This is a genomic window from Bacillus cereus group sp. MYBKT111-2, from assembly GCF_051915205.1.
GTDB lineage: Bacteria > Bacillota > Bacilli > Bacillales > Bacillaceae_G > Bacillus_A > Bacillus_A paranthracis.
This window is the reverse complement of record NZ_JBQAEG010000012.1, coordinates 57,324-79,240: the sequence shown is the minus strand read 5'-3', so window position 1 is coordinate 79,240 and position 21,917 is coordinate 57,324. Positions and strand designations below refer to the sequence as shown.

The window sequence follows — 21,917 nt, the reverse complement described above, 5'->3', positions numbered from 1 at the left end:
ATAAAAGGAGAGAAATGAAATGAAAAAGAAACTATTATCAATCTGTACAATGGCACTTTTAACAGTAGGACATTCTTCAGTAGCAAGCGCGGATACTGGAACAGTAACGAAGGAAGAAGAGGCGCAACTGCAGCAAGATAAAGCTAAAAAAGAAGAAGCGATTAAGATACAGCAAAAGAGTGATGCGGAGAAAAAGCAAGCGGCACAAGTACAAGAAAAAAATGATATGGCTAAAAAAGAGGAAGCAATTAAGGAACAGCAAAAAAATGATGTAGCAAAAAAAGAAGTAGCAAAGCCAGTTGTAGAAGGTGAAAAATTACCAAACACAGCTTCTAATAATGTAGCAATGATGGCACTAAGCGCATGCTTTGTAGGGGTAGGGACATTATTTGGTTTGAATCGTCGCAATAAAGTTAAGGCGTAAATAAAATATTTTCCTATAAAGAATGGAATAATTTCATATATTAAAAATGGTAGGTTATTCCTACCATTTTTGGCATGGAGGGATGAAACATGAAGTTACTCAATTATATCGGTATCATATTGATGGCTATAGGACTATTTATGGGATCATATTACGCTATGGAATGGTATAAAGGAAAAAGCTCTGCTCAGCAACTGACAGAAGAAGAAATAAAGAGTCTTAACAATATACAACATAATCAACTTTCACATGAAACACCCGTAACTTCTCAAGTGCCTTCTTCTCAAACAGAGCATAAAGAAGGAGAAAAGGTAGCGATGTTACATATACCGAAAATAAAAAAGAAGTTTTCTATATATTGGGGAGCAGATGATGCAACGCTGAAAAAAGGGGTTGGAATGTTCGTTAGTGACGTAACGACAACACCATCTGGAGGGGGACATACTGTACTAAGTGGACATCGAGATACTGTCTTTACAGATTTAGGAGAGTTAAAAGAAAGAGACACTCTTATTTTAGAGTATGATAATAAAACTTACACATATAAAATTCAAAAAACATGGATTACCCATGCGGATGATCGTACTGTTATTATAAAAAAAGAAGAACCGATATTAACACTGACGACTTGCTATCCATTTAATTATATAGGGGATGCGCCAGATAGATATATTATCGAGGCGAAGTTAACTGCTAGTTATTCAAAATGAAATTGTAGTTTCTAAGAGCGAGAGGGGGATATAAGTTATGGCAAAAAACATTTTAATTGTAGAAGATGAAGATATTTTGCGTGAAATATTAAAAGATTATTTTTTAAGTGAGCAATATGTAGTGTTTGAAGCAAGGGATGGGAAAGAAGCTTTAGTTGTATTTGAAGAAGAAGAGGTTGATTTAGTTATTTTAGATATTATGTTGCCAGAACTTGATGGGTGGTCCGTTTGCCGAAGAATCCGTAAAACATCTGAGGTTCCTATCATTATGCTAACGGCACGTGTTGATGAAGATGATACGTTACTTGGCTTTGAACTTGGGGCGGATGACTATGTGACGAAGCCATATAGCCCACCAATTTTATTAGCAAGAGCAAAACGGTTGTTAGAGAGTAGAAAAGTGACAAAGCAGCTTTTAGAGAATGAAGATGAGATATTATCGATCCATGGTATTCATGTTCATTTTCCATCGCGTACTGTTACGGTAAATAAAACAGACATTAATTTAACACATACAGAATTTGAAATATTAGCGTATTTTATGAAAAATCCAGGAATTGTCTTAACGCGAGAGCAATTAATTTCAAGAATTTGGGGATATGAATTTGCAGGCGACGATCGAACGGTTAATAGTCATATTCGTAATTTGCGAAATAAATTAGGAGAGAAAGCAAAATACATTACAACTGTAGTACGAACCGGTTATAAATTTGAGGGGAATGTATGAGAAAAGGGATTGTACTAAAATTATTTACCCTCACCACAGCGTTATGTATGTTAATTTTAGCGACGATATTTATTGGACAAACGATATTTTTTAAACAATATTATGCGAATCGAAAAGTAGAAGATATTAAAGTGAATTTAAATTCCTTTGAGAAGAATTATTTGAATTACGCAGGAAGTACAGAAGGAATTCAGAAGCTGGAGCAAGACTTTTTTAGAGAAAATAACACGTGGATTACGACATTGGATCAGAATGGGAATTTAAAATATGCAGATGATTTTTATGTAGAGGTTATTTTAGATCGTAGGGCGGAAAAGGAGTTTGGAAAAAAGGTAATCAAGATGCCTTTGTACTATCTCATGAGTATAGATGAAATTGAAGGTGGGACACTACCTAAGTTGGAAGGGCGGTCAGTCTATTTTTATGGGTTAAAACGAGACGATAGTTTCATCACATGTTATGTACATATAGAAGATGTAAATTTGAGTTGGTTGAATAAATCGTTAGGCAAAAAAATAGCTGCAAAAGAAATTCAGATAAGTGATGAGAAGCCAAAAGTCGCTCAAGATGCTAGTGTGGAAAGAAAAAAGGTTGCTGGAATTATGAGTGCTGAGGAACAGAAGAGGGCGGCTCAAAATTCGGACTTTAATCTATCAGGGAAAATTACGAAAGTACAATTCCCTGATGTAACAGGACCCGTAAATCCAATTTATAAAAACACTTTATTTTTGGATAGTATAAAAGAATTTCAAACGGATGTAGTACTAAAAGAGAGTAATCAAATAGAGTATTCAACAAAGACAATGGACTATGAAAAAAATGATATAAAATATAAATTATTAATGAAACCGATAAAAGAAAAAGACGGATCGGTAACATATATATATGCGATGGCTTCTTTACAGCCTGTAGATGAAGCTGTACAAATGGTGCAAGATTACTACATTTACATCATTGCATTTGTAGTCGTTCTCATTTTTCTAGCTTCGTTCTATTATTCAAAACAAATTGCAAAGCCGCTATTAAAAATAAATGATACAACGAAGAAAATAGCGCATTTAGATTTTACAGAAAAAATACCGATTACTTCAAAAGATGAAATTGGGGATTTATCGAAAAATATTAATGTGCTATCGAATAAACTCAATTCGCATATTGGACAGTTAGAAGAAGATATTGAAAAGGAAAGAAAGTTAGAAAAAACGCGGAAAGAATTTATTTCTGGTGTTTCGCATGAACTAAAAACACCGCTGAGTATTATGAAAAGCTGTATTTCTATTTTAAAAGATGGAGTAGCTGAGCATAAAAAAGAGTATTATTTTCAAGCGATGGAACGAGAAGTAGATAAAATGGATACGTTAATTTTGGATATGCTTGAGTTAGCTAAATTTGAGTCAGGTACATATAAAATGAAAATGGATTCATTTTATATCGATACAGTAATGGAAGATATATGTGAACACCTTTCTGTAGAAATAGAGAAAAAAGAACTTCGTGTTCATAAAAATATAGGTCCATTTGAAGTAGTCGCAAATCAAGGCCGGATTGAACAAGTGATCGTGAATTTCCTTACGAATGCCATACGTTATACACCAAGTAAAGAAGATATTATTATTTCTACAATAGATGAAAGAAATCGTTTAAAAGTATGTATTGAAAATAAAGGTACTCACATTGAAGAAGAACAATTAGATAAAATTTGGGATCGTTTTTATCGCGTGGATGCAGCTCGTCAGCGTTCGCAAGGTGGAACAGGGCTCGGGCTTGCCATTTCAAAGAATATTTTAGAACTGCATGAAGTTGAATATGGAGTAAAGAATACAGAAGATGGTGTATTATTTTATTTCTACTTATTGAAAAAAGCGTAGACAATATGATCTATGCTTTTTTAATTAATTTTCATATTATCTTTACCTAATCTTTATTTTTAATCAGTATAATTTGTTTAGAAAATGAGGTTATGTAAGGAGTCGATGAACCGTGCATAGCAATTGGCTAAGTATAATGGTATTTATTTTCTTTTGTGCATTTATTGTATTTTTAATTGATATTTCGATATGAAAAAAGAGCGCTCATTAAGCGCCCTTTTTGTTTGCATTTATTTGATAAGCATTGATGCTCTTGAATAAGCGTGGTGAAGTGAGGAATAAAAATATAAGTAAAACGGTACATAAAATATAAGACCCAATCATTGTACTACCATTTACGATTAATGAATAAAGCACAGCTGATTGACCTTTCGGCGCATATTGTCCCCAGAAAATAATACCGGCAATAAAGTGACAGAAGTAGCGAGCAAAGCTACCGATAAATGTAGCAAGGATAATATAACCAAGAACCTTTTTTCCTTCGTTTTGTTTTGAAGAAGGTTTGTCTTTACGGCTACCTAAATTTGATTGTTCTAAGTTATTTTCATTAGACGTTAAAAGTGCTTTTTGAATTGGACGATAGAATAAGCCAGCAAATCCAATAAAAGCAAAGGCAATGAAGTACTCAATGAATGCTTGAACAGGTGTTAAAATGTAAGCATCTCCCACGACAATTTGTAATAGTCCCCAAACTAAACCACCTAAGAAAGCTGATTTAAAGCCCCAGCGATAAGCGATAATAAAAATAGGAATCATAGCAAATGAAATGGAACCGCCTGTTGGAAGTTTAATTGATAATGGTAAAATGTCGATGACCATGGCGAAGGCTGCAAGAATAGCAGATTCGATCATCGCTTGTAAATTGGTGTTACGCATGTTGTCTCCCCCTAAATCCAAGTTGTACAAAAAAGAATAGATATCATAGGAGGATACGAAATACGTAAACAAGAGGTATGTATTTCGGACGTTTGCACAATCCCTGCGTTAGCATTAACTAACAGGTTCGAAGGGTCGGAACGAAGTGTTCCCTCTCAGCGGCATGGCTCCCCCTGTGATAACGAGATTCTTTATTTGCTATTGTTTATTGTAAGCGAAATGGATGAGAATGGCAAACGAATCAATTATGACAATAATTGAAATAAAATTGTAGAGAAATGTTAATAAATATGAAGTCAAAGGGTATAGTGCTCAAGAAATAGAGTGTGCTATAATTCTTTTGAAAATAATTATCATTCTCTTCGGAGGGGGAAGGTTATGAGCTTAGTAGATATTAAAATCGGTGAGAAAGTGTTAGTGAAAAGTGTGCAGTCTTTAGATTATTTATTAAAGAGAAGACTGGCTGCTTTTGGTCTTTCTGAAGGAAGCGAACTTCGTATGAAGCAGAAAGCGATGTTCAAAGGTCCTTGTACATTGGAGTGTCGTGGACAGTTAATTAGTATTCGTCATTGTGACGCGAAAATGATAAAGGTGGAATTAGCGTGAATAAGGTAGCTTTGCTAGGGAATCCGAATACAGGGAAAACATCATTATTTAATGCGCTTACTGGTTCTTATGAATACGTAGGAAACTGGAGCGGTGTAACAGTAGAAAAGAAGGTTGATAAATTAAAAGATAAGCAAGGAACATTAATTGATTTACCAGGTGTGTATGATTTAAATCCAGTTTCGCGTGATGAAGGTGTTGTAACAAACTTTCTATTAACAGAAGAATTTCAGCATATGTTAAATATTGTGGATTCTTCGCAGTTTGAACGAAATATGCATTTAACGTTGCAATTACTTGAATTTGGTAAGCCCGTTTCAATTGGTTTAAATATGATTGATGTGGCGAAGCAAAGAGGAATTGTCATTGATGTAAAACGATTATCAGAACTATTAGGTGTAACAGTCGTTCCTGTCGTTGCAAGAAGTGGAAAAGGCTGTGAAGAATTACTTGCGACTCTTAAAGAAAATGACAAAAACGAGAAAAAGCCATTCATTATTTCATATGGTGTACGAATGGATGAAGGAATTGGAGAAGTAATTTCTCTTTTAGAGAAAGCGAATTATGAGCATCCGAGATGGTTAGCTCTTCAATTTTTAAGTAATAACGAAGTAGTAGAAAAAGAAATGAAAGCATTACCAATCTATAAGGAACTTGTAGCCATTCGATCTCGCTTAGAAGAAAAACTTGATTGTACGTTGGAAGAGCACATTTACAAAACTCGTGAAGCGTATATTGAAAAGTTAAAAACAAATGTTATGAAGCATGAGAAAGAAGGAGAAATTCCTTTTTCAGAAAAAATTGATAGATTAATTACACATAAAATTTTAGGACTTCCAATCTTTTTAGCAGTTATGTTTTTTATTTTTCAGGTTACGTTTACGTGGATTGGGACACCTTTATCGGATATGTTAGATGAGTTTTTTGCTGGACAGCTTACGGATTGGGTGACAGCTGGACTTACAAGTGTTGGGGCTTCTGATTTTATTCAAGCACTCGTTACAGAAGGTATTATTGCTGGTGTTGGTGCCGTATTAGTATTCGTTCCACAAATCTTTGCACTATTCTTTTTCATTTCATTATTAGAAGACTCAGGATATATGGCGCGAATTGCAGTTGTTATGGATAGAATTATGGAGTTCTTCGGTTTAAACGGAAAAGCGTTTATTCCGATGATTATCGGTTTTGGATGTAATGTTCCAGGTATTATGGCAGCGAGAACGATTGAACAAGAAAAAGAACGTTTACTTACAGTTCTTGTAACACCATTTATGTCTTGTTCGGCACGTTTACCTGTATATGCGTTATTTGCGGGAGTATTCTTCCCACATAGTCAGGCAACTGTTGTGTTCTCCCTATATGTTGCAGGGATTGTCCTTGCGTTATTAGTTACAAAGATTATGTCTCTTACCATTTTAAAAGCGGAAAAATCTATTTTCGTTATTGAACTACCGCCTTACCGCGTGCCGCAAGCGAAAACGTTATGGCTAAGTACGTGGGAGAAAGGGAAAGGATTTGTCCGTAAAGCAGGTACATTTATCTTCGGTGGTTCTGTTGTCATTTGGCTATTAAATTATGCAGGGCCATCAGGATTTGGTGTTGATATGGGAGACAGTTTCTTAGCAATGATTGGTGAATTTATCGCACCACTATTTGCACCGCTTGGTTTTGGAACGTGGCAAGCTGCAGCTTCCCTTTTAACAGGATTTTTAGCGAAGGAAGTTGTCGTTTCTACAATGGCCATTATTTATGCGGTGAAAGAAGATGTGCTTGGAAATGTAATGGGAGCACATTATACAGCATTATCAGCTTATGCATTTATGTTCTTTATTTTATTATATGTTCCGTGTTTAGCGACGGTAGCTGTTATTAAACGTGAAACAGGATCAGCGAAATGGACGATTTTCTCAGTCGTGTATCCACTCGTAGTTGCTTATGTATTAACGCTCATTATATACCAAGTTGGATCCCTACTCGGATTCTAGAAGGAGATGTATTGTGATGATGGTCAATATTATAATTGGAGCTATCATTTTTGGTTATGCAGCATACACGTTAGTTAATTTTGTAAAGAGAAGTAAAAAAGGGAAATGCGCGGCATGTTCTTTAAATAAGTCGTGTCAGTCGAATACTTGTAGTCCGGATATGGAGCAAATTGCTCATAAATAGAAAAAAGCTTTGCGAATGTCGCAAAGCTTTTTTTATTACTTTTTAATTTTTACAAGTTGTGATGATTCTACACCATTCTTTCCAGGGAATTCTTTACTTGGATCCTTATCAAATTTTAATACACCTACAGATTTTTCTTCACCTTTTACATTGCTGTAAGTTGCTTCATCAACAATCGCATACATATCTGTATATGCACGGCCACTTCCGATAATTGTGTTGCCTTCATATTTTAATTTTGCTCCATCAAGTGTAGCATTTTCTACTTTTTCTTTAGCAAATAATATACCTTGTTCTGCTGTTACAGCTGGTAATTTATCAAGTGGCTTCGTGTTGTCTTTTGCATCCACTTTGTTAAGTAATTCTTTCTTCACCAGTTCTTCACCAGTTTTCTTATCCATGACAAGAACTTTTTTACCTTCTAATGTTGTCATTTTCATTTTATAGAAGTCTTTTTCTTTCACTTCTTTTTTGTTTTTATCTGTAATTTGCTGAACTTGTTCTTCTGATCCATAAAGTACAAAACCGTTCGCTTTCTCTCCTAATAAAGAACAACCTGATAATGCTCCAAGTGAAATTGCTGCTGCTAACCCGATTCCTACTAATTTTTTCATGATGATTTCTCCTTTTATATGTTTTATAGTAAATACAATTTTTGTATTAGTTTTGAAATGATGAGAAGCTTGTTTGTTGCTTCTAGTATTAGTGTATAAGAAATAGGGAGACGCAACTATCGAGTTAGCTTACAGTAACATTACACTTATGTAATTTAGTGAAATTGCACAAAAGCAAGTTAATTTTAAAGAGGGATAATGAGAATATATTAGAAATACAATATTATATATAGAATGTCATATTATAATGGATGTATTTTGGAAATAACATGTAAGGACATATTAGTTTTGTTATAATAAACACATAGGCTGTAAAAATGAATATTCTTTACTGTAAAGGGAGATTTTTCAGTTTTCCAAGTAGTGAATTTGAAATATGAGGTATATCATAGGAGGAATTTAGATGTCTGTATTTAAACGATTAAGAGATTTAACTATGTCGAACGTATATTCATTAATTGAAAAAGCGGAAGATCCAGTTAAGATGACGGATCAATATTTACGCGATATGCAAGCGGATGTACAAGAAGCTGAGAAAAGTGTAGCCGCTCAAATTGCACTTGAGAAGAAATTCAAAATCTTATTTGAAGAGCAAGAAGCACTTGTGAAAAAACGTGAAGAGCAAGCTCATATGGCTGTTCAAGCTAACAACTTAGATCTTGCGCGCCGTGCATTAGAAGAAAAACAAAATGCAGAGCAAAAGATGAATGAGTATAAAGCAAGCTACGAGCAAAATAAAGTTGCTGCTGATAATCTGCGCCTGAAGCTAGAAGAAATGCGTAAGCAATTAACTGAGCTGAAAAATAAACGTGAGACACTTGTAGCACGTGTAAATGCGGCGAAAGCACAAAAGAATATTAATCAGGCGATGTCTGGATTTGATTCAAACTCAGCGAAAGCTGGTTTAAGCCGTATGGAAGAGAAAGCTCTTCAATTAGAGGCTGAAGCAGAAGCAAGCGGTGAAGTGTACAAAAAAGAAAAATCATTAGATGATGAATTCGCAAGCTTAAACAAAAATTCTGCTGTTGACGATGAATTAGCTCGTATTATGAAGCAGTATGAGAAATAATATAGAATAGAGACAAATGAACCGACATGTCTAAACAAATTCATGTCGGTTTTCTATTACTTTTTAGAGGAGGTTTTGCAATGACATGGACAAATGTATTAGCCATGCTTGTATGGACTGGAGCGAGTGCAGTACTTTTATTTGCAATTATGTGGGTTGATTCGATTTTTACAAAATACAATGATTTAAAAGAAATAAAAAATGGGAATACAGCTGTAACAACTCGTTTCGTTATGAAATTATTCGCGCAAGGGTACATTTTATCTCAATCGATAACGAAAGCAAATGACTTATGGCAAGCGCTACTTGCATCAGCAGTTTCTTTCGTTATTTTATTAGTGGTAGAAATGTTTATCGAATTTGTGTTAAAAAAAATGGCTGGTTTAGATTTAGAAGAAGGTACGAAAGAAGGCAGTGTTGCGCACGCGATGTTGGCCGGATCATTACATATTGTGGGTGCACTTATTTTAGGTGCTTGTTTATAAAGAGAGAAGGAGGGGTAGCTCATGAGTTTATTTAAACGAATTAAAAATATAATGAAAAGCCCAGAACCGCCGAAACCAGAGAAAAGTTTGTTAACGTTAGCTCCTGGCGATATGGTTGAAGTTTCATTAGTCATGTATGAATTAATTGGGAAAACGAGTATGCATTCTCGTAAAGAAATTGTTTTAACACTGCAAGACGGAAAAGATATTCGTTATTTAAAAATTGAAGACCGTGAAAATACGTATTACAAATTATATACACCAATTGATGGTCGTTTAGATTCGATTGATGAAATTCCGACGACAATTGAAATGGATGATACAGAGTACCATATGGAAGAGCAATATAACGGACGTGTTGTTGTGATGGGGAAAACACCATTCTCAGCTTCAGAAGAACAGTATGTATGGGAGTTCCAATCGGATAATCGAAAATTATTACGTATTGAATGGCAAAATGGTCGCACAATGATGTATGAGGGAGAAGCAATTATTCCTGCTGATGTACAAATTATAAGAGCAACGTAAGGGGGCGTAATCATGTCAAACCGATTGTTTACCATGATTAAATCGTTCGTGATCCCTATACTTGCTATCGTTACATTACTTGTTGTTGCTGGATATGCCTTATCAGGTTGTCAGGGCGGGCAGACAAAGTCGATTCAAGACCGTTATCCGCTTGAATCTGTCGCAAAGGAAGGTAAACAAGAATCTTACGTGTATAGGGCCGCCAATCGGTCAGTTCCTGAAGTCGCAAAGGAACTCATGAATGAAAGAGAACCGAAGCAAGCATCTAAAGAAGACGAAAATCAAATGTTCCTCGTTTATTCTGATAAGATTTATAATCTGCAAAAGGATAAAGAGAAGCCATCTGATACGTTAATTGAAATAAGTAATAAAGAGTTTGTCCGTCAAAATTACCAACCGTCCTTCCTGCAAGGATATATTATGGGTAGTATATTAAATGATATATTCGGTTCACGAAAATCATCGTACGGTGATTATCGAGGATATAATGACAGACAAAATCATAAACCAGTTATTCCAGAGAGACCGCCTACGAAAGAAGAAAAGAAAACCCCGCCTCCAATTACGAAGGAAGGGAAAGGGTCTATCATTAAGCGTGGCGATAATGTAGATTCGAAATCTTCTGTAGGAGATACAGGAAGTATTACGAAAAAAGGAAGCAGCACGCCTCCGCCTTCTACTGGAAGCAAAGGGAAAATAACGAAAACACCAGGTGGTTCGAGCGGATCAGATGTGAAGCCGAAATCATCTATTAAAACGCCGCCAAGGAATACATCTCCTCCGAAAACGAGGGTCGGTGGTTCAGGAAAGATTACGAAGAGAAGATAGTGTAGAGACCGAAAAGTGGAAGTGGCTTTTCGGTCTTTTTTTATTATGGAAATTAATTCCTTATAGCTGGTACAATGAAGTTATAAGGAGGAGATTATTATGACTATGTATAAAAGATTTAGTGTAATTATGTTCCTCGTATTATTCTTAAGTTTGTTTATTAGCACAACGATGAAATTTCACTTTGTAGTAGGTATTCTATGGATACTATGTACGTGTACTCTTTTTCTATATGTTCCGCTTCGTTTCCAACAAGAAGTGCCAGCCTTTCAAAAATACGTGGCATGGATTAAGAGCGGGGGAAGATGGGGGGAGTAAAAATATATCAACGATTATTGAAATATATCGACTTACTGACAAATAATAAGAAGAGGGTGTGCCAACATATTGGCACACCCTCTTCTTTCATAATGATTAATGAATATCACGTTTCTTAAAGTTACCGCCTTTTACTTCTGCTACGTCATAAACTGTAATAAAGGCATGTGGATCGATTTCATTAATAAGTTCTTTCATTTTACTTTCTTCTAAACGGTTAATTACACAAGAAATTTCTTTGAATTTCTCTCTAGAATAACCGCCGTATACTTCGTTATATGTTGCACTTCGGCCTAAACGATCACGAATTGTTTCTACCATCAATTCAGGCTCTTTCGTAATGATTTTAAATGCTTTCGAACCACTTAAACCAACTTCAACGATATGAATCACTTTCGAAGCAATAAAGTAAGCAATTGCCGAAAGGATAGCTCCTTGAAGACCGAATACGGTTGATACGAAAATAAATACGAACATGTTTAAGAATAAAATAAGGTCACTCGTTCCAAATGGTAACTTACGAGAAAGCAATACAGCTAGCATATCGATTCCATCTAATGCCCCGCCATTACGCAATGCTAGTCCCATACCAAAACCGATGATAATACCACCAACAACTGTAACTAATAATGTATCGCCTTCAATAATAGCTGGTATTCCGTGCATGACAACGGTACCTATTGCTAATGAAGCAATCCCGATAATGGAATAAATAGCGAAGCTTTTACCGATTTGCTTATATCCTAACCAAACGAAAGGAATGTTAATAACTGCGATTAGAGCTCCTAATGGTAATCCAAACAATCTTGAACTAACGATACTTAAACCAGTTACACCACCGTCTGATACGTTATTTGGAATTAATACTGCTTCTAATCCGTACGCTGTGATAAATGCCCCAATAATAATCATCAAAGCTTTAGAAGCAATTTTTAGCTTATTGGGCTTGTTTTTGATAATTTTCTCCATGTAATTTCCTCGTTTCAAACTAGTTTCTTATTTGTTACGTAATTCACACCTAAATTCCATTTTAACATTTAATTTGAAAAAATTCTCCTTTAATGGATGTATGCAGGGAATATTATCACCATATTATTATTTTAAATACAACTGTAGAAGGTTAGATGGTGGTCATAATGTTGATATAAAAAAGTAGAATGAATAATATGGACATATGCATTTTGGGCATTGATCATAGGGAGGGGATTCTGTGGGATACTGTACGAAATGTGGAAATGAAACAAATGAGGGCAACAAGTTTTGCGGGCAGTGCGGGGAGAGTCTTAGCTATAAAGCGATAGAGAGAAGTGTTTCAAATAGCGGGATAGAAGTTTTTTCTTTAGTTGGTTTTATCACTGGATTAATATCTTGGTTTATTAATTTATGGGGGCTTATTGGTAGTGTAGCTATCGTGTTTTCTATATTAGGTTTAAACAAAAAAGTGACAGGTACGAGTAAAACATTTGCTATTGTTGGATTGGTTTCTGGAATAATTAATGTGTTGTATGCTGTTATGTTACTTATTTAAATTTGATGGACTGAAAGATATAAAAAAGTCCCCTTTGTATAAAGCGTTTAGGGGACTTTTTATTGAATAGTTATTAAGAAACAATAAAACTAAGGACTGTTAGGAATAAAGCAAAACCTAAAATAGTTCCACATATTTTCATATGGCGCTTACGTCCCATCACAACGATTGCAACATACTCACGAATCATTGCATTAGGCCAATAATAAAAGGCTGTCTTTGATCCAATTCCTTGGCTATTAAGACCAGCTTGTCTTGCATATATACCAGCGCGGAAAAGGTGGAAATTATTCGTTGTAAAAATACTTTTATACTTACCGTCTGGTTTTAAAGAATCCATAATTTCTTTAGAGAACAACATATTTTGATATGTGTTTACAGAGCGATTTTCTTGCACTGTATGTTCAAGCGGAATTCCTTTTTCAACAGCGTACTTTTGCATCGCTTCTGCTTCAGGAAGGCCTTCATCTGGACCTTGTCCACCAGAGAAAATAATTGTTGGTGGCGTATTCACAGCGGCTTGTTTCCAGTAAAAGTCGATCGCTTTATGAATACGACTGGCAAGTAAAGGTGGTACTTTATCATTAATTAAGCCGCTACCGAGAACGATAATGAAATCTTGATTACGCCTTGGTCTGTTGAATTGATATAGAAAATAAGCGCTTAAGAAGTTAGATAAGTGTATAAAGAAATATACGGTTATAAGAGAAATACCAGCGAAAATAGGCTGGAAATGTGATGAGAAGAAACTTGCTGGACTTATGAAAAGGAATAATATACAGAATAAAATACCTAAAGCAGCAATAAGTGTTAAACAGTTAGTAAAACGTCGGCCTTCTCGTTTCATTAAAATTCTCGCATTCAGAAATAGTCCAAACATTAAAGCAACAATACCAAAAGGAATCATAACGATAAGTGCTAAAATAGGTAAGACTATTATGTAGCCTAGAATAGTATTACTTGAGTTCCAAGAGACAAGTATACAAAACAGAAGGAAAAAACAGATAAAAGTATTAAATAAAAACCCATTTATTATTTTTCGTGGATCTTTTAAATAGGAGATAAGAAAAATAATAAACAATATAAGAGGAATGATTCCGAAAGACATAAATATAGTACACCTCAACTTGTATAAGAATTTGACATACCTTTTATATTACATGATTTTATAATTGAAAATGAAAAAAAAAGGATTTTGAATTTTCTCAATAAAATATATGGATACATATGTTACAATGTATGTAAAGCGATATATTAAAAGTAAAATGGTTGAAGAGGCACTCTATGGAGTGTCTTTTCTTTTTCGTATGTAATTATGCATATTATATTTATTTTCAAGTGAAGAGGATTAAAATATAAGTGGTAGACATACTTTATAAAACAGAATGTAATACAAACATTTCCCTCTACTTTTTGTATCTAACAATCGTATAACAATAAATAATTCTGTTTTATAGTGTCTGTTTATGAAAGGCATCTTCTTTGAAGGCGCCTTTTTTGTTGTTTCATGTAGATGCTTTTCACTGTTGATATAGTGGAAAGTATCTATACTAAACATTAGCAATCTTCCGTATAAATATTATCAATTTACTATATATTCCAGTGGTGTTAACCTACATATGAAAGGCTTTCTTTTTCAAAATATTACCCCTAATAAATTTTTGAAGAAGTCAACTGTCTCCAAAATTGCCATTCATGCTTAGCAAAAAAGAATCCTGCAGGATTCTTTTTTGTGTTCGACAGAATATGACAAATTACATTTGAATAATTTGTTATATTGTTAAATGGTTATTATGGAAAGAGAAGGAGACTTAAGTATGAGATTTAAAAAATTAATTTTAACAGGTGCACTTGTTGCAACTACAGCATTTACTTCAATTGGAACAGCGGAGGCAAGCGCAGGTTTTAAAGATGTTCCAAACAATCATTGGTCTTATAAAGCAATTATGGATTTAGCAAATAAAAACGTTGTTGCTGGATACGGAAATGGGATTTTTGGATTTGGTGATGATGTAACGCGTGAGCAAGTTGCAGCTCTTATGTTCCGCCATTTAAAACCGACAGTAAAAGAACAGTATAACAATCCATATAAAGATATTACGGATCGTTCAACTATGTTTAAAAAAGAGATTCTTGCTTTAACAGAGATGGGTATATTTGTTGGAGATAACACAGGAAAATTTAGACCGAAAGATTCGTTAACTCGTGAAGAAATGGCACAAATTTTGACAAGAGGATTCCAATTGCAAATTAGAGGGGATCATAATTTCCCGGATGTAGATAGAAATGGATGGGCGAATCCTGCTATTACTGCAATTAAATCAAATTATATTACGGCTGGAACTGGTGATGGTACATTCGCACCTAAAATGCATGTAAGTCGTGAGCAATACGTTCAGTTCTTATATAATGCAACGTTACCATTTGAAGAAAGACCAGGAGCAAAACAACCACAGCCACAACCGAAACCAGAAGTAAAACCAGATCCGAAACGTTTTGCTAACTGTAAAGAAGCAAACGATGCGGGATATTATGATATTACAAGAGATAGTCCATATTACGGTAAGCATTTAGACCGTGATGGCGATGGAATTGCTTGTGAGAAAAAGAAAAAAGGTAAATAAGAAAAAGCACTCAATTTGAGTGCTTTTTCTTATGGAGACATGCTATTTTTTTAGGCACTTTTCATAAAATGAAAGTAAGGAAATGAAAGTAGGTGACAAAATGCCGTCAGTTGTGGAAGGCGTTATTATTGAAAACTGCAATGGAACGATTAATTTAGGAGATAAATATAACGTGCAGCCGATTGAAAAAACGAAAGCTTATAATGGATCGGGATCATCGAATACAGGGATTAAAGTACAAACATTTAGCGGGGTTAGTACAGCGGATGTAGGAGATAGCGATGTGAATGATCAGGGAATGCAGTTTACTTTATAGAGAAATATGCAAAATTGCATCAAATGATGGACTTACCCTGTGCTACAATCTAGCTGTGAGCTGTTAATGATTCTTCTGTATTATAGTTGTTAGATTAGAAATATAACATCTTATCGAAAATCATACGTATAAAAAAGACACTTCAAACGAAGTGTCTTTTTTCATTTTAGTGATACCCTTTAGCAGAGTCTTTATGAATTTTATTTTTAAAGATACTGTAACTCCAAAGTTGATATCCAATAACAATTGGTACCATAACCATTGCAACGAAGAACATAATTTTTAAGTTTAATTGACTACCAGCTGCGTTGTATAACGTTGTACTATAAGCATCATTAATACGAGATGGTAACATTCTTGGGAACATACCCGCAAAGCCAGTTGTCATAAACATTGCGATTGTTAAGCAAACGAATGTGAATGCAAGACCGATTTTATGTTTGTACACCATAATAAGTGCGAGTACACTCATTAACATTGCAAGTACTGGAAGAATGAATAGTACCGGGTACTCTGTGAAGTTTTGGAATAAATTTGTACGATTTGCAGTTGCTACATAGAAAATAGCTAAAATGATAGCAGCTGCCATTGAAAATGGTCTTGCGATTTTATAAGCACGGTCAGATACTTCACCAGTCGTTTTAATCATAACCCAAAGGGCACCAGATACGACGAATATAGCAGTGAAGAACAGCCCTCCTAAAATACCGTAATGATTTAGTAAGCTAAGTAAATTTCCTTCATAGCCATTTTTTCCAATTTGTAGTCCGTAATAAAGATTAGCAAATGTAACACCGAATAGGAAAGCAATTAAGAAACTACCAATTGCAAATGCCCATTTACAAGTTTTTTGCCAAATTGGTGAATCATCTTTATGCATGAACTCAAGTCCAGCAGCACGAGCAAATAGTGCAAGTAATACTAAGAATAACGGTGTATATAAATAACTAAACATATTTGCATATGTGACTGGGAAGGCAGCAAATGTTGCGCCACCAGCTGTAATTAACCACACTTCATTACCGCCCCAAAACGGGCCAATTGCTTCTTGTAATTGATTTCGTTCTTGTCGGTCTTTCGTAACGAAAGGAAAAATCATTCCGTTACCAAGTGCATATCCATCAAGAATAAAGTAAACTGTCCAAATCACGCCCCATAAACCAAACCAGATAATCGCAAGCATATCATGAGACATGAGCCACGCCCCCCTCAGTAGCAGGTTCCTCTAATGCTGCTGGTCCTTTTTTGGCGAACTTCAGCATTAAGTATACGTCTGCGATTAAAAGTAAAGTGTAGAACAAGATTAAACTAATTAATGAGAACCAAATTTGCGGGACAGATATAGGTGATACAGATTCTGCGGTACGCATGAGTTTATATACTGTCCATGGTTGACGACCTACTTCGGCAACAATCCAACCAGCATTAATTGCGATATATGGTAGTAAAACAGACCATATTGTAATTTTTAAGTAACGTTTTGAGTTTTCTAGTTTTCCTTTTCGGTTTAAGTAGAAACCGTACCAAGTTAATGCCATAAAGAACATGCCAAGTGCAACCATTAAGCGGAAGCTATAGTACACGAGGTTAACATTTGGACGATCTTCTTTCGGAATATCTTTTAAACCAACAATTTCCCCATCAAATGAATTTGTATAGAAGAAGCTTCCTAACTTTGGAATCGTTAGGAATTCAAAGTTCTTTTCGTTTTTTACATCAGGAATTTGAACAATCGAGAAGCCTTGTCCTTTTCCAGTTTCCCAAACAGCTTCCATTGCAGCACCTTTAGCAGGTTGATATTTAGCTGCGGATACACCAGATTGATGTCCCATAAACGGTGTAATTGTTGCGGCAAATAAGCCTAACATTAAGCCAAACTTAAATGATTTTTTGAAGAATTCAACTTCATTTTTACGTAATAAGTGATAGGCACTAATTGCCATGACGAAGAAAGCACCAACAATATAACAACCAACTACAGTATGGAAGAACATATTCCAAGCGTATGGATTCGTAACGAGTGCCCAGAAATCATTTAATTCAGCGCGGCCGTTACGTACGACGTAGCCAACTGGGTTTTGCATAAAGCCGTTTGCTGTAATAATCCAAAGGGCGGAAATATTTGTGCCAAGTGCAACCATCCACATACAGAAGGCACGGAACTTTGGTGAAATTTTATCTTTACCGAATAACCATATTCCCATGAAAGTAGATTCTAAGAAGAAGGCAACGAGTGCTTCAATTGCGAGAGGTGATCCGAAAATATCTCCCATATATTTGGAGTACTCAGACCAGTTTGTTCCAAATTGGAATTCCATCGTAATCCCGGTTATAATCCCCATTACGAAGTTAATTGTAAATAATTTACCCCAGAAATTTGCCATTTTGCGGTATGTTGGGTTCAATGTGCGGGCGTATTGCGTTTCCATACATGCTACTAAAATGACAAGTCCGATTGTCAAAGGTACAAATAAAAAGTGATAAAAAATAGTAATTGCAAATTGAAAACGACTCAGTAACAGAACGTCGGACATAATAAATATTCACTCCTTTTTTACATTATCTACAATCAGTTTATAGTGAAAATGCGTTTAAAGTATGTGAGACTTGTTACAAAGCTGTGTGTATATTTTGAAAGAATTATGTCGATTATCTGAAAATATCTTATTTTTACTATAAAGCGATATCCTTTTTGAGTTTTTCATATTTTGGTACACTAATTATGTAGTGTAAACGAGAGAAAAGAGGGCCTTTTACTATGAAGTCATTAGAAGAGATTTTGCAATACAATGAGAAATTTGTGGAAGAGAAAAAGTATGAAGAGTTTGTGGCGGGGAAATTTCCAAATAAAAAGATGGTCATTATTTCTTGTATGGATACAAGACTTGTTGAACTATTGCCGAAAGCGATGAATATGCGTAACGGCGATGTGAAAATTATTAAAGTAGCAGGCGCTGTTATTTCACATCCATTTGGAAGTATTATGCGTAGTATTTTAGTCGCTGTATACGAACTTGGCGCTGATGAAGTATGTGTAGTTGGTCACCATGATTGTGGTATGGCAAAAATTCAAGCAAGCAGTACGATTGAGAAAATGAAAGAACGCGGTATAACAGAAGAGAAATTAGATATGCTTCGTTATTCTGGAATCGATTTAGAACAATTCTTGCGCGGCTTCTCTAGTGTGGAAGAAAGTGTAGAACATAGCGTATCAGTACTTCGCAACCACCCATTACTTCCGGAAGAAGTACCTGTTCACGGTCTTGTTATCGATCCTGATACAGGAAAATTAGATTTAGTTGTGAATGGTTACGACAATTAAGAATTTACTTTGTCATCCTTTTTATCTGGGACAGGATCAAATCCTCCTGGGTGGAAAGGGTGACATTTTAATATACGCTTACAAGTAAGCCAAAAGCCTTTGAGTGCACCATGCTTTTGAAACGCCTCTAATCCGTAATGAGAACAAGTTGGATAAAAGCGGCAAGTGGGTGGTGTCATCGGAGAAATGAACTTTTGATAAAAGCGTATAATCCCAATAAAAATCTGTTTCATAACGATCTCCTTTTCAGCATATTCTTAAAGTATTATAGCACGACTGTACATAATACTTTACTAATGTGCATTTCCGTTATATCATATTGGATATAACGGAATTAAATTAAAAGCGGGAGAGATGTTGTATGCCATCAGTAGAAAGCTTTGAATTAGATCATACGATTGTAAAGGCACCTTATGTAAGACATTGCGGAGTTCACAATGTAGGTAGTGACGGTATTGTAAATAAATTTGATATTCGTTTTTGCCAACCGAATAAACAAGCAATGAAACCAGATGTTATTCATACGTTAGAACATTTATTAGCATTTAATTTACGTAAATATATTGATCGTTATCCGCATTTCGATATTATCGATATTTCACCAATGGGCTGCCAAACAGGATACTACCTTGTAGTAAGCGGAACACCGACAGTTCGAGAAATTATTGATTTATTAGAATTAACATTAAAAGATGCGGTTCAAATTACAGAAATTCCAGCTGCAAATGAAACGCAATGTGGTCAAGCGAAGCTTCACGATTTAGAAGGAGCAAAACGTTTAATGAACTTCTGGTTAAGCCAAGATAAAGATGAACTTGAGAAAGTATTTGGATAGAAAGAAAACTGCCTGTAAAAGGGCAGTTTTTTTTGTCATGATAATAAATAAAATTATATCGACGATTTTTCGAATATATCGACCGTAACTTGAAATATATCAACGATTTTTTTTATATATCGACGTTTCGACATGGAATATCGACTTACCGACAAAAACTGACAAAAAAATCATCCCTATTTTATTACGTGCTTGTAAATGCGAAATTGCTCAAGATTTCATTCTATACGTAGCGAAGGTAGTTTGATATGAGAACGAAGAGCGTAAGAATAGAAACGAAAAAAAACGGAATGCTCATTGATTTTCGTCCGAATATAAATTCGTTAATTCCGACAAGAATAAAGAAACAACTGAGAATAAATTGTACGTATGGGAGAAGTGAGAAATGATCGGTAATCTGGATATAAGTGCAAAGAAAGAGTATGAGAAGCGTGAAAAGTCCTAAAGCAATCCGTAACCCAATTAGCATGTAATTCCCCCTTAAATAGATTATTTACCGGAATATTTCTGAGAAGCTAAGAAATAAAGCACCAGCTCCAGCTATGAAAGCAAATATACCACTAGATTTTCTGTCTTGTTTTATTTCTCCTAGTCCTATAGTGAAAGCCATCAATCCTAAGAAAATGAACATATAAGGCATTATTTCTCTATTACCAGTAAAATATCCATAGATTACTATACATAATGCAATGAGTGCAAAAGTAATCTGTAATCCTTTTAGCATATATATCCCCCCCTGTTATTTTATATAGCTAATGATGAGGAAAATCTAAATAAATCCGGTTCCTGAATCTTTTTTCTTTATTTGTCCAAGGATAATGAGGAATAGTAAAGTTCCTAATAGAAATTGTGAAAGTGATAGGAAGTTATGTTGACCTGCTAGTAAACGAATACTGGATATGATGTGGCCTAAAATAAGTAGTAGTATACGAAGCGTATTATGAATTCTTCTTGCTGTTTTTTGTATACGGGTTATCTTCTAGTTTATCGACAGAATGTTTATAAGCATACCCTTTATTAATCGTCATGACGGAGAGTACTAATATGACTAGGACGATGATAATACCGATAATTAATATTTTAAACATGGAATCCCTCCTTTTCTTTATTTTACATAATTTTGTAATTGATGAAAACAATAGAAATAAAAAGGATGAAAGAAGGGTGTTACATGGAGCAGAAAAAAACATATTATATATCAATAGCAAACGGTCAAATTTCACAAGTGAAGACAGCGGATACGTATAATTTTGAGATTTCCGCAAATGATGAGGAAATTACGGAGTTAAGAGAGTACTTCGATCAAGCATATGTAGAGGATTTAGGGTCATTTGTACGCTCCCACGTTCCATTTGTTGAGTATCATCATGATTCAAATAATGACCGATATGATGAACAACTACAAAAAGCATATAAAATGATTTACGATTTAGGAAATCATGAGACGAAAGAATTAGTCGCGCAAATGGGAATAATCAATGGATTATAATTGGATAATATTATGCAGAAAAGCGAGAATATGCTACAATTTGTGGTAGGAAAAACTTGTAACCATCAATAGGGGAGTAATGGCATGTACAAATTTAAAGATTATTACCACAACACTGTACAATTATCGTTTGAACGTTATCCATTTTCTCCTGAGCCAAAGCATGTTTGGGTTGTATGCCGGTACGGGGATCAATGGTTATTAACGCATCATTTACGTCGCGGTCTTGAATTTCCAGGTGGAAAAGTAGAACTAGGGGAAACACCGGAAGAAGCGGCAGTTCGAGAGGTTCATGAAGAAACCGGCGGCATAGTTTCTGATTTAACTTACTTAGGACAATATAAAGTATCTGGAAAAGACAAAATAATCATTAAAAACATTTATTTTGCAACAATTAGTGCGGTAGAACAACATACGCATTACGAAGAAACGAAGGGATCTGTTTTATTAACAGACATTCCTGACAACATTAAAACGGATAGAAAATTTAGCTTTATAATGCGCGACGATGTATTGGCGCGTACGATGAAACATATAGAAGAAATCGGCTGTTTTACGAAGTAAAGTGGCCGATTTCTTTT

28 protein-coding genes and 1 riboswitch are annotated in these 21,917 nt (G+C 34.9%); of the genes, 19 read left to right on the top strand and 9 right to left on the bottom strand.

Annotated elements, in window-relative coordinates; all coding sequences use genetic code 11:
• Positions 1–19 precede the first annotated feature (19 nt).
• The 4 genes from ACTFNE_RS24540 (at position 20) to ACTFNE_RS24525 (ending at position 3,729) form a co-directional block, all read left to right on the top strand.
• Positions 20–424, top strand: coding sequence for an LPXTG cell wall anchor domain-containing protein (locus ACTFNE_RS24540; RefSeq protein WP_270705663.1), 405 nt, complete (start codon positions 20–22; stop codon positions 422–424).
• Between the two features lie 89 nt (positions 425–513).
• A complete protein-coding gene (locus tag ACTFNE_RS24535) occupies positions 514–1,134 on the top strand; it encodes a class D sortase (RefSeq protein WP_270705664.1) in 621 nt (206 codons plus the stop codon).
• A 37-nt stretch (positions 1,135–1,171) separates the two neighbouring features.
• Entirely contained in the window at positions 1,172–1,861 is a 690-nt protein-coding gene (locus ACTFNE_RS24530) for a response regulator transcription factor (protein WP_046198257.1), read from the top strand.
• Entirely contained in the window at positions 1,858–3,729 is a 1,872-nt protein-coding gene (locus ACTFNE_RS24525) for a sensor histidine kinase (protein ID WP_046198256.1), read from the top strand. The genes ACTFNE_RS24530 and ACTFNE_RS24525 overlap by 4 nt, the downstream gene beginning before the upstream one ends.
• A 207-nt stretch (positions 3,730–3,936) precedes the next feature.
• Here the strand turns inward: ACTFNE_RS24525 and thiT are convergent, their stop codons facing one another.
• Positions 3,937–4,605, bottom strand: coding sequence for an energy-coupled thiamine transporter ThiT (gene thiT, locus ACTFNE_RS24520; protein ID WP_046198255.1), 669 nt, complete (start codon positions 4,603–4,605; stop codon positions 3,937–3,939).
• An 82-nt stretch (positions 4,606–4,687) separates the two neighbouring features.
• Positions 4,688–4,789: riboswitch (TPP riboswitch) on the bottom strand.
• 194 nt (positions 4,790–4,983) lie between these two features.
• Between thiT and ACTFNE_RS24515 the strand changes: the two genes are divergently transcribed.
• Genes ACTFNE_RS24515 through ACTFNE_RS24505 form a run of 3 tightly spaced genes read left to right on the top strand, consistent with a single transcriptional unit; the run spans position 4,984 to position 7,380 of the window.
• Positions 4,984–5,211 carry a FeoA family protein gene (locus ACTFNE_RS24515; RefSeq protein ID WP_000060521.1) on the top strand — a complete coding sequence of 76 codons (228 nt, stop codon included), beginning with the start codon at positions 4,984–4,986 and terminating at the stop codon, positions 5,209–5,211.
• On the top strand, positions 5,208–7,196 hold the full coding sequence (feoB, locus tag ACTFNE_RS24510; protein WP_270705666.1) for a ferrous iron transport protein B: 1,989 nt from the start codon (positions 5,208–5,210) through the stop codon (positions 7,194–7,196). The genes ACTFNE_RS24515 and feoB overlap by 4 nt, the downstream gene beginning before the upstream one ends.
• Before the next feature lie 16 nt (positions 7,197–7,212).
• A complete protein-coding gene (locus tag ACTFNE_RS24505; RefSeq protein ID WP_000989595.1) occupies positions 7,213–7,380 on the top strand; it encodes a FeoB-associated Cys-rich membrane protein in 168 nt (55 codons plus the stop codon).
• A gap of 35 nt (positions 7,381–7,415) precedes the next feature.
• On the opposite strand, the gene ACTFNE_RS24500 is transcribed toward ACTFNE_RS24505, so the two are convergent.
• Complete coding sequence (locus ACTFNE_RS24500) at positions 7,416–7,994, bottom strand: lipoprotein BA_5634 family protein (protein WP_270705667.1); 579 nt, start codon at positions 7,992–7,994, stop codon at positions 7,416–7,418.
• Positions 7,995–8,397: 403 nt separating this feature from the next.
• Between ACTFNE_RS24500 and ACTFNE_RS24495 the strand changes: the two genes are divergently transcribed.
• The 5 genes from ACTFNE_RS24495 (at position 8,398) to ACTFNE_RS24475 (ending at position 11,222) form a co-directional block, all read left to right on the top strand.
• Positions 8,398–9,063: a PspA/IM30 family protein gene (locus ACTFNE_RS24495; protein WP_000110282.1), complete on the top strand. Its 666-nt coding sequence runs from the start codon at positions 8,398–8,400 to the stop codon at positions 9,061–9,063.
• 80 nt (positions 9,064–9,143) lie between these two features.
• Positions 9,144–9,548: a DUF350 domain-containing protein gene (locus ACTFNE_RS24490; RefSeq protein ID WP_000220322.1), complete on the top strand. Its 405-nt coding sequence runs from the start codon at positions 9,144–9,146 to the stop codon at positions 9,546–9,548.
• 21 nt (positions 9,549–9,569) lie between these two features.
• Positions 9,570–10,076, top strand: coding sequence for a DUF4178 domain-containing protein (locus ACTFNE_RS24485; protein WP_000051759.1), 507 nt, complete (start codon positions 9,570–9,572; stop codon positions 10,074–10,076).
• Positions 10,077–10,088: 12 nt separating this feature from the next.
• Positions 10,089–10,904, top strand: a complete 816-nt coding sequence (locus ACTFNE_RS24480) for a DUF4247 domain-containing protein (protein ID WP_000071211.1) — start codon at positions 10,089–10,091, stop codon at positions 10,902–10,904.
• 99 nt (positions 10,905–11,003) lie between these two features.
• A complete protein-coding gene (locus ACTFNE_RS24475; protein WP_000180098.1) occupies positions 11,004–11,222 on the top strand; it encodes a hypothetical protein in 219 nt (72 codons plus the stop codon).
• 96 nt (positions 11,223–11,318) lie between these two features.
• Here the strand turns inward: ACTFNE_RS24475 and ACTFNE_RS24470 are convergent, their stop codons facing one another.
• A complete protein-coding gene (locus ACTFNE_RS24470; protein ID WP_000411240.1) occupies positions 11,319–12,191 on the bottom strand; it encodes a YitT family protein in 873 nt (290 codons plus the stop codon).
• A gap of 241 nt (positions 12,192–12,432) precedes the next feature.
• On the opposite strand from ACTFNE_RS24470, the gene ACTFNE_RS24465 reads away from it, so the two are divergent.
• Positions 12,433–12,750 (top strand): zinc ribbon domain-containing protein, encoded by a 318-nt coding sequence (locus ACTFNE_RS24465; protein WP_000540174.1) that lies wholly within the window; start codon positions 12,433–12,435, stop codon positions 12,748–12,750.
• A 73-nt stretch (positions 12,751–12,823) separates the two neighbouring features.
• Here ACTFNE_RS24465 and ACTFNE_RS24460 read toward each other — a convergent pair whose 3' ends face one another.
• Positions 12,824–13,858 carry a YdcF family protein gene (locus ACTFNE_RS24460; RefSeq protein WP_046198252.1) on the bottom strand — a complete coding sequence of 345 codons (1,035 nt, stop codon included), beginning with the start codon at positions 13,856–13,858 and terminating at the stop codon, positions 12,824–12,826.
• A gap of 709 nt (positions 13,859–14,567) precedes the next feature.
• On the opposite strand from ACTFNE_RS24460, the gene ACTFNE_RS24455 reads away from it, so the two are divergent.
• Both ACTFNE_RS24455 and ACTFNE_RS24450 read left to right on the top strand, forming a co-directional pair.
• Positions 14,568–15,374 carry an S-layer homology domain-containing protein gene (locus tag ACTFNE_RS24455; protein WP_046198251.1) on the top strand — a complete coding sequence of 269 codons (807 nt, stop codon included), beginning with the start codon at positions 14,568–14,570 and terminating at the stop codon, positions 15,372–15,374.
• An 82-nt stretch (positions 15,375–15,456) separates the two neighbouring features.
• Positions 15,457–15,690 (top strand): spore germination protein, encoded by a 234-nt coding sequence (locus ACTFNE_RS24450; protein WP_002028687.1) that lies wholly within the window; start codon positions 15,457–15,459, stop codon positions 15,688–15,690.
• Between the two features lie 166 nt (positions 15,691–15,856).
• Here ACTFNE_RS24450 and cydB read toward each other — a convergent pair whose 3' ends face one another.
• Together cydB and cydA are read right to left on the bottom strand one after the other, a co-directional pair.
• On the bottom strand, positions 15,857–16,885 hold the full coding sequence (gene cydB, locus ACTFNE_RS24445) for a cytochrome d ubiquinol oxidase subunit II (protein WP_000017662.1): 1,029 nt from the start codon (positions 16,883–16,885) through the stop codon (positions 15,857–15,859).
• A complete protein-coding gene (cydA, locus tag ACTFNE_RS24440) occupies positions 16,875–18,224 on the bottom strand; it encodes a cytochrome ubiquinol oxidase subunit I (protein ID WP_046198250.1) in 1,350 nt (449 codons plus the stop codon). The genes cydB and cydA overlap by 11 nt, the downstream gene beginning before the upstream one ends.
• A 224-nt stretch (positions 18,225–18,448) precedes the next feature.
• On the opposite strand from cydA, the gene ACTFNE_RS24435 reads away from it, so the two are divergent.
• The gene (locus ACTFNE_RS24435; RefSeq protein WP_000838159.1) at positions 18,449–19,012 is read left to right on the top strand and encodes a beta-class carbonic anhydrase; all 564 of its coding nucleotides are present in this window, start codon (positions 18,449–18,451) and stop codon (positions 19,010–19,012) included.
• On the opposite strand, the gene yidD is transcribed toward ACTFNE_RS24435, so the two are convergent.
• A complete protein-coding gene (gene yidD / locus ACTFNE_RS24430; RefSeq protein WP_000809334.1) occupies positions 19,009–19,245 on the bottom strand; it encodes a membrane protein insertion efficiency factor YidD in 237 nt (78 codons plus the stop codon). The two genes, ACTFNE_RS24435 and yidD, sit on opposite strands and share 4 nt — an antisense overlap.
• A 128-nt stretch (positions 19,246–19,373) precedes the next feature.
• Between yidD and luxS the strand changes: the two genes are divergently transcribed.
• A complete protein-coding gene (luxS, locus tag ACTFNE_RS24425) occupies positions 19,374–19,847 on the top strand; it encodes an S-ribosylhomocysteine lyase LuxS (protein WP_001141369.1) in 474 nt (157 codons plus the stop codon).
• Positions 19,848–20,340: 493 nt separating this feature from the next.
• Here the strand turns inward: luxS and ACTFNE_RS24420 are convergent, their stop codons facing one another.
• Positions 20,341–20,571, bottom strand: a complete 231-nt coding sequence (locus tag ACTFNE_RS24420; RefSeq protein WP_000911968.1) for a YczI family protein — start codon at positions 20,569–20,571, stop codon at positions 20,341–20,343.
• Positions 20,572–20,785: 214 nt separating this feature from the next.
• Positions 20,786–20,935, bottom strand: coding sequence for a YtzI protein (gene ytzI, locus ACTFNE_RS24415; RefSeq protein WP_046198249.1), 150 nt, complete (start codon positions 20,933–20,935; stop codon positions 20,786–20,788).
• 83 nt (positions 20,936–21,018) lie between these two features.
• Here ytzI and ACTFNE_RS24410 point away from each other — a divergent pair, with 83 nt between their 5' ends.
• Both ACTFNE_RS24410 and mutTA read left to right on the top strand, forming a co-directional pair.
• On the top strand, positions 21,019–21,336 hold the full coding sequence (locus ACTFNE_RS24410; protein ID WP_000435818.1) for a hypothetical protein: 318 nt from the start codon (positions 21,019–21,021) through the stop codon (positions 21,334–21,336).
• 84 nt (positions 21,337–21,420) lie between these two features.
• A complete protein-coding gene (mutTA, locus tag ACTFNE_RS24405) occupies positions 21,421–21,900 on the top strand; it encodes an antimutator 8-oxo-(dGTP/GTP)ase (protein ID WP_000276389.1) in 480 nt (159 codons plus the stop codon).
• Positions 21,901–21,917 lie beyond the last annotated feature (17 nt).

Excerpts from the sequence above, each read along its gene's own strand:
- ACTFNE_RS24540 (WP_270705663.1), top strand. The coding sequence starts at position 20 with ATGAAAAAGAAACTATTATCAATCTGTACAATGGCACTTTTAACAGTA.
- ACTFNE_RS24535 (WP_270705664.1), top strand. The coding sequence starts at position 514 with ATGAAGTTACTCAATTATATCGGTATCATATTGATGGCTATAGGACTA.
- ACTFNE_RS24530 (WP_046198257.1), top strand. The coding sequence starts at position 1,172 with ATGGCAAAAAACATTTTAATTGTAGAAGATGAAGATATTTTGCGTGAA.
- ACTFNE_RS24525 (WP_046198256.1), top strand. The coding sequence starts at position 1,858 with ATGAGAAAAGGGATTGTACTAAAATTATTTACCCTCACCACAGCGTTA.
- thiT (WP_046198255.1), bottom strand. The coding sequence starts at position 4,605 with ATGCGTAACACCAATTTACAAGCGATGATCGAATCTGCTATTCTTGCA.
- ACTFNE_RS24515 (WP_000060521.1), top strand. The coding sequence starts at position 4,984 with ATGAGCTTAGTAGATATTAAAATCGGTGAGAAAGTGTTAGTGAAAAGT.
- ACTFNE_RS24505 (WP_000989595.1), top strand. The coding sequence starts at position 7,213 with ATGATGGTCAATATTATAATTGGAGCTATCATTTTTGGTTATGCAGCA.
- ACTFNE_RS24500 (WP_270705667.1), bottom strand. The coding sequence starts at position 7,994 with ATGAAAAAATTAGTAGGAATCGGGTTAGCAGCAGCAATTTCACTTGGA.
- ACTFNE_RS24495 (WP_000110282.1), top strand. The coding sequence starts at position 8,398 with ATGTCTGTATTTAAACGATTAAGAGATTTAACTATGTCGAACGTATAT.
- ACTFNE_RS24490 (WP_000220322.1), top strand. The coding sequence starts at position 9,144 with ATGACATGGACAAATGTATTAGCCATGCTTGTATGGACTGGAGCGAGT.
- ACTFNE_RS24485 (WP_000051759.1), top strand. The coding sequence starts at position 9,570 with ATGAGTTTATTTAAACGAATTAAAAATATAATGAAAAGCCCAGAACCG.
- ACTFNE_RS24480 (WP_000071211.1), top strand. The coding sequence starts at position 10,089 with ATGTCAAACCGATTGTTTACCATGATTAAATCGTTCGTGATCCCTATA.
- ACTFNE_RS24475 (WP_000180098.1), top strand. The coding sequence starts at position 11,004 with ATGACTATGTATAAAAGATTTAGTGTAATTATGTTCCTCGTATTATTC.
- ACTFNE_RS24470 (WP_000411240.1), bottom strand. The coding sequence starts at position 12,191 with ATGGAGAAAATTATCAAAAACAAGCCCAATAAGCTAAAAATTGCTTCT.
- ACTFNE_RS24460 (WP_046198252.1), bottom strand. The coding sequence starts at position 13,858 with ATGTCTTTCGGAATCATTCCTCTTATATTGTTTATTATTTTTCTTATC.
- ACTFNE_RS24455 (WP_046198251.1), top strand. The coding sequence starts at position 14,568 with ATGAGATTTAAAAAATTAATTTTAACAGGTGCACTTGTTGCAACTACA.
- ACTFNE_RS24450 (WP_002028687.1), top strand. The coding sequence starts at position 15,457 with ATGAAAGTAGGTGACAAAATGCCGTCAGTTGTGGAAGGCGTTATTATT.
- cydB (WP_000017662.1), bottom strand. The coding sequence starts at position 16,885 with ATGTCTCATGATATGCTTGCGATTATCTGGTTTGGTTTATGGGGCGTG.
- cydA (WP_046198250.1), bottom strand. The coding sequence starts at position 18,224 with ATGTCCGACGTTCTGTTACTGAGTCGTTTTCAATTTGCAATTACTATT.
- ACTFNE_RS24435 (WP_000838159.1), top strand. The coding sequence starts at position 18,449 with ATGAAGTCATTAGAAGAGATTTTGCAATACAATGAGAAATTTGTGGAA.
- yidD (WP_000809334.1), bottom strand. The coding sequence starts at position 19,245 with ATGAAACAGATTTTTATTGGGATTATACGCTTTTATCAAAAGTTCATT.
- luxS (WP_001141369.1), top strand. The coding sequence starts at position 19,374 with ATGCCATCAGTAGAAAGCTTTGAATTAGATCATACGATTGTAAAGGCA.
- ACTFNE_RS24420 (WP_000911968.1), bottom strand. The coding sequence starts at position 20,571 with ATGCTAAAAGGATTACAGATTACTTTTGCACTCATTGCATTATGTATA.
- ytzI (WP_046198249.1), bottom strand. The coding sequence starts at position 20,935 with ATGTTTAAAATATTAATTATCGGTATTATCATCGTCCTAGTCATATTA.
- ACTFNE_RS24410 (WP_000435818.1), top strand. The coding sequence starts at position 21,019 with ATGGAGCAGAAAAAAACATATTATATATCAATAGCAAACGGTCAAATT.
- mutTA (WP_000276389.1), top strand. The coding sequence starts at position 21,421 with ATGTACAAATTTAAAGATTATTACCACAACACTGTACAATTATCGTTT.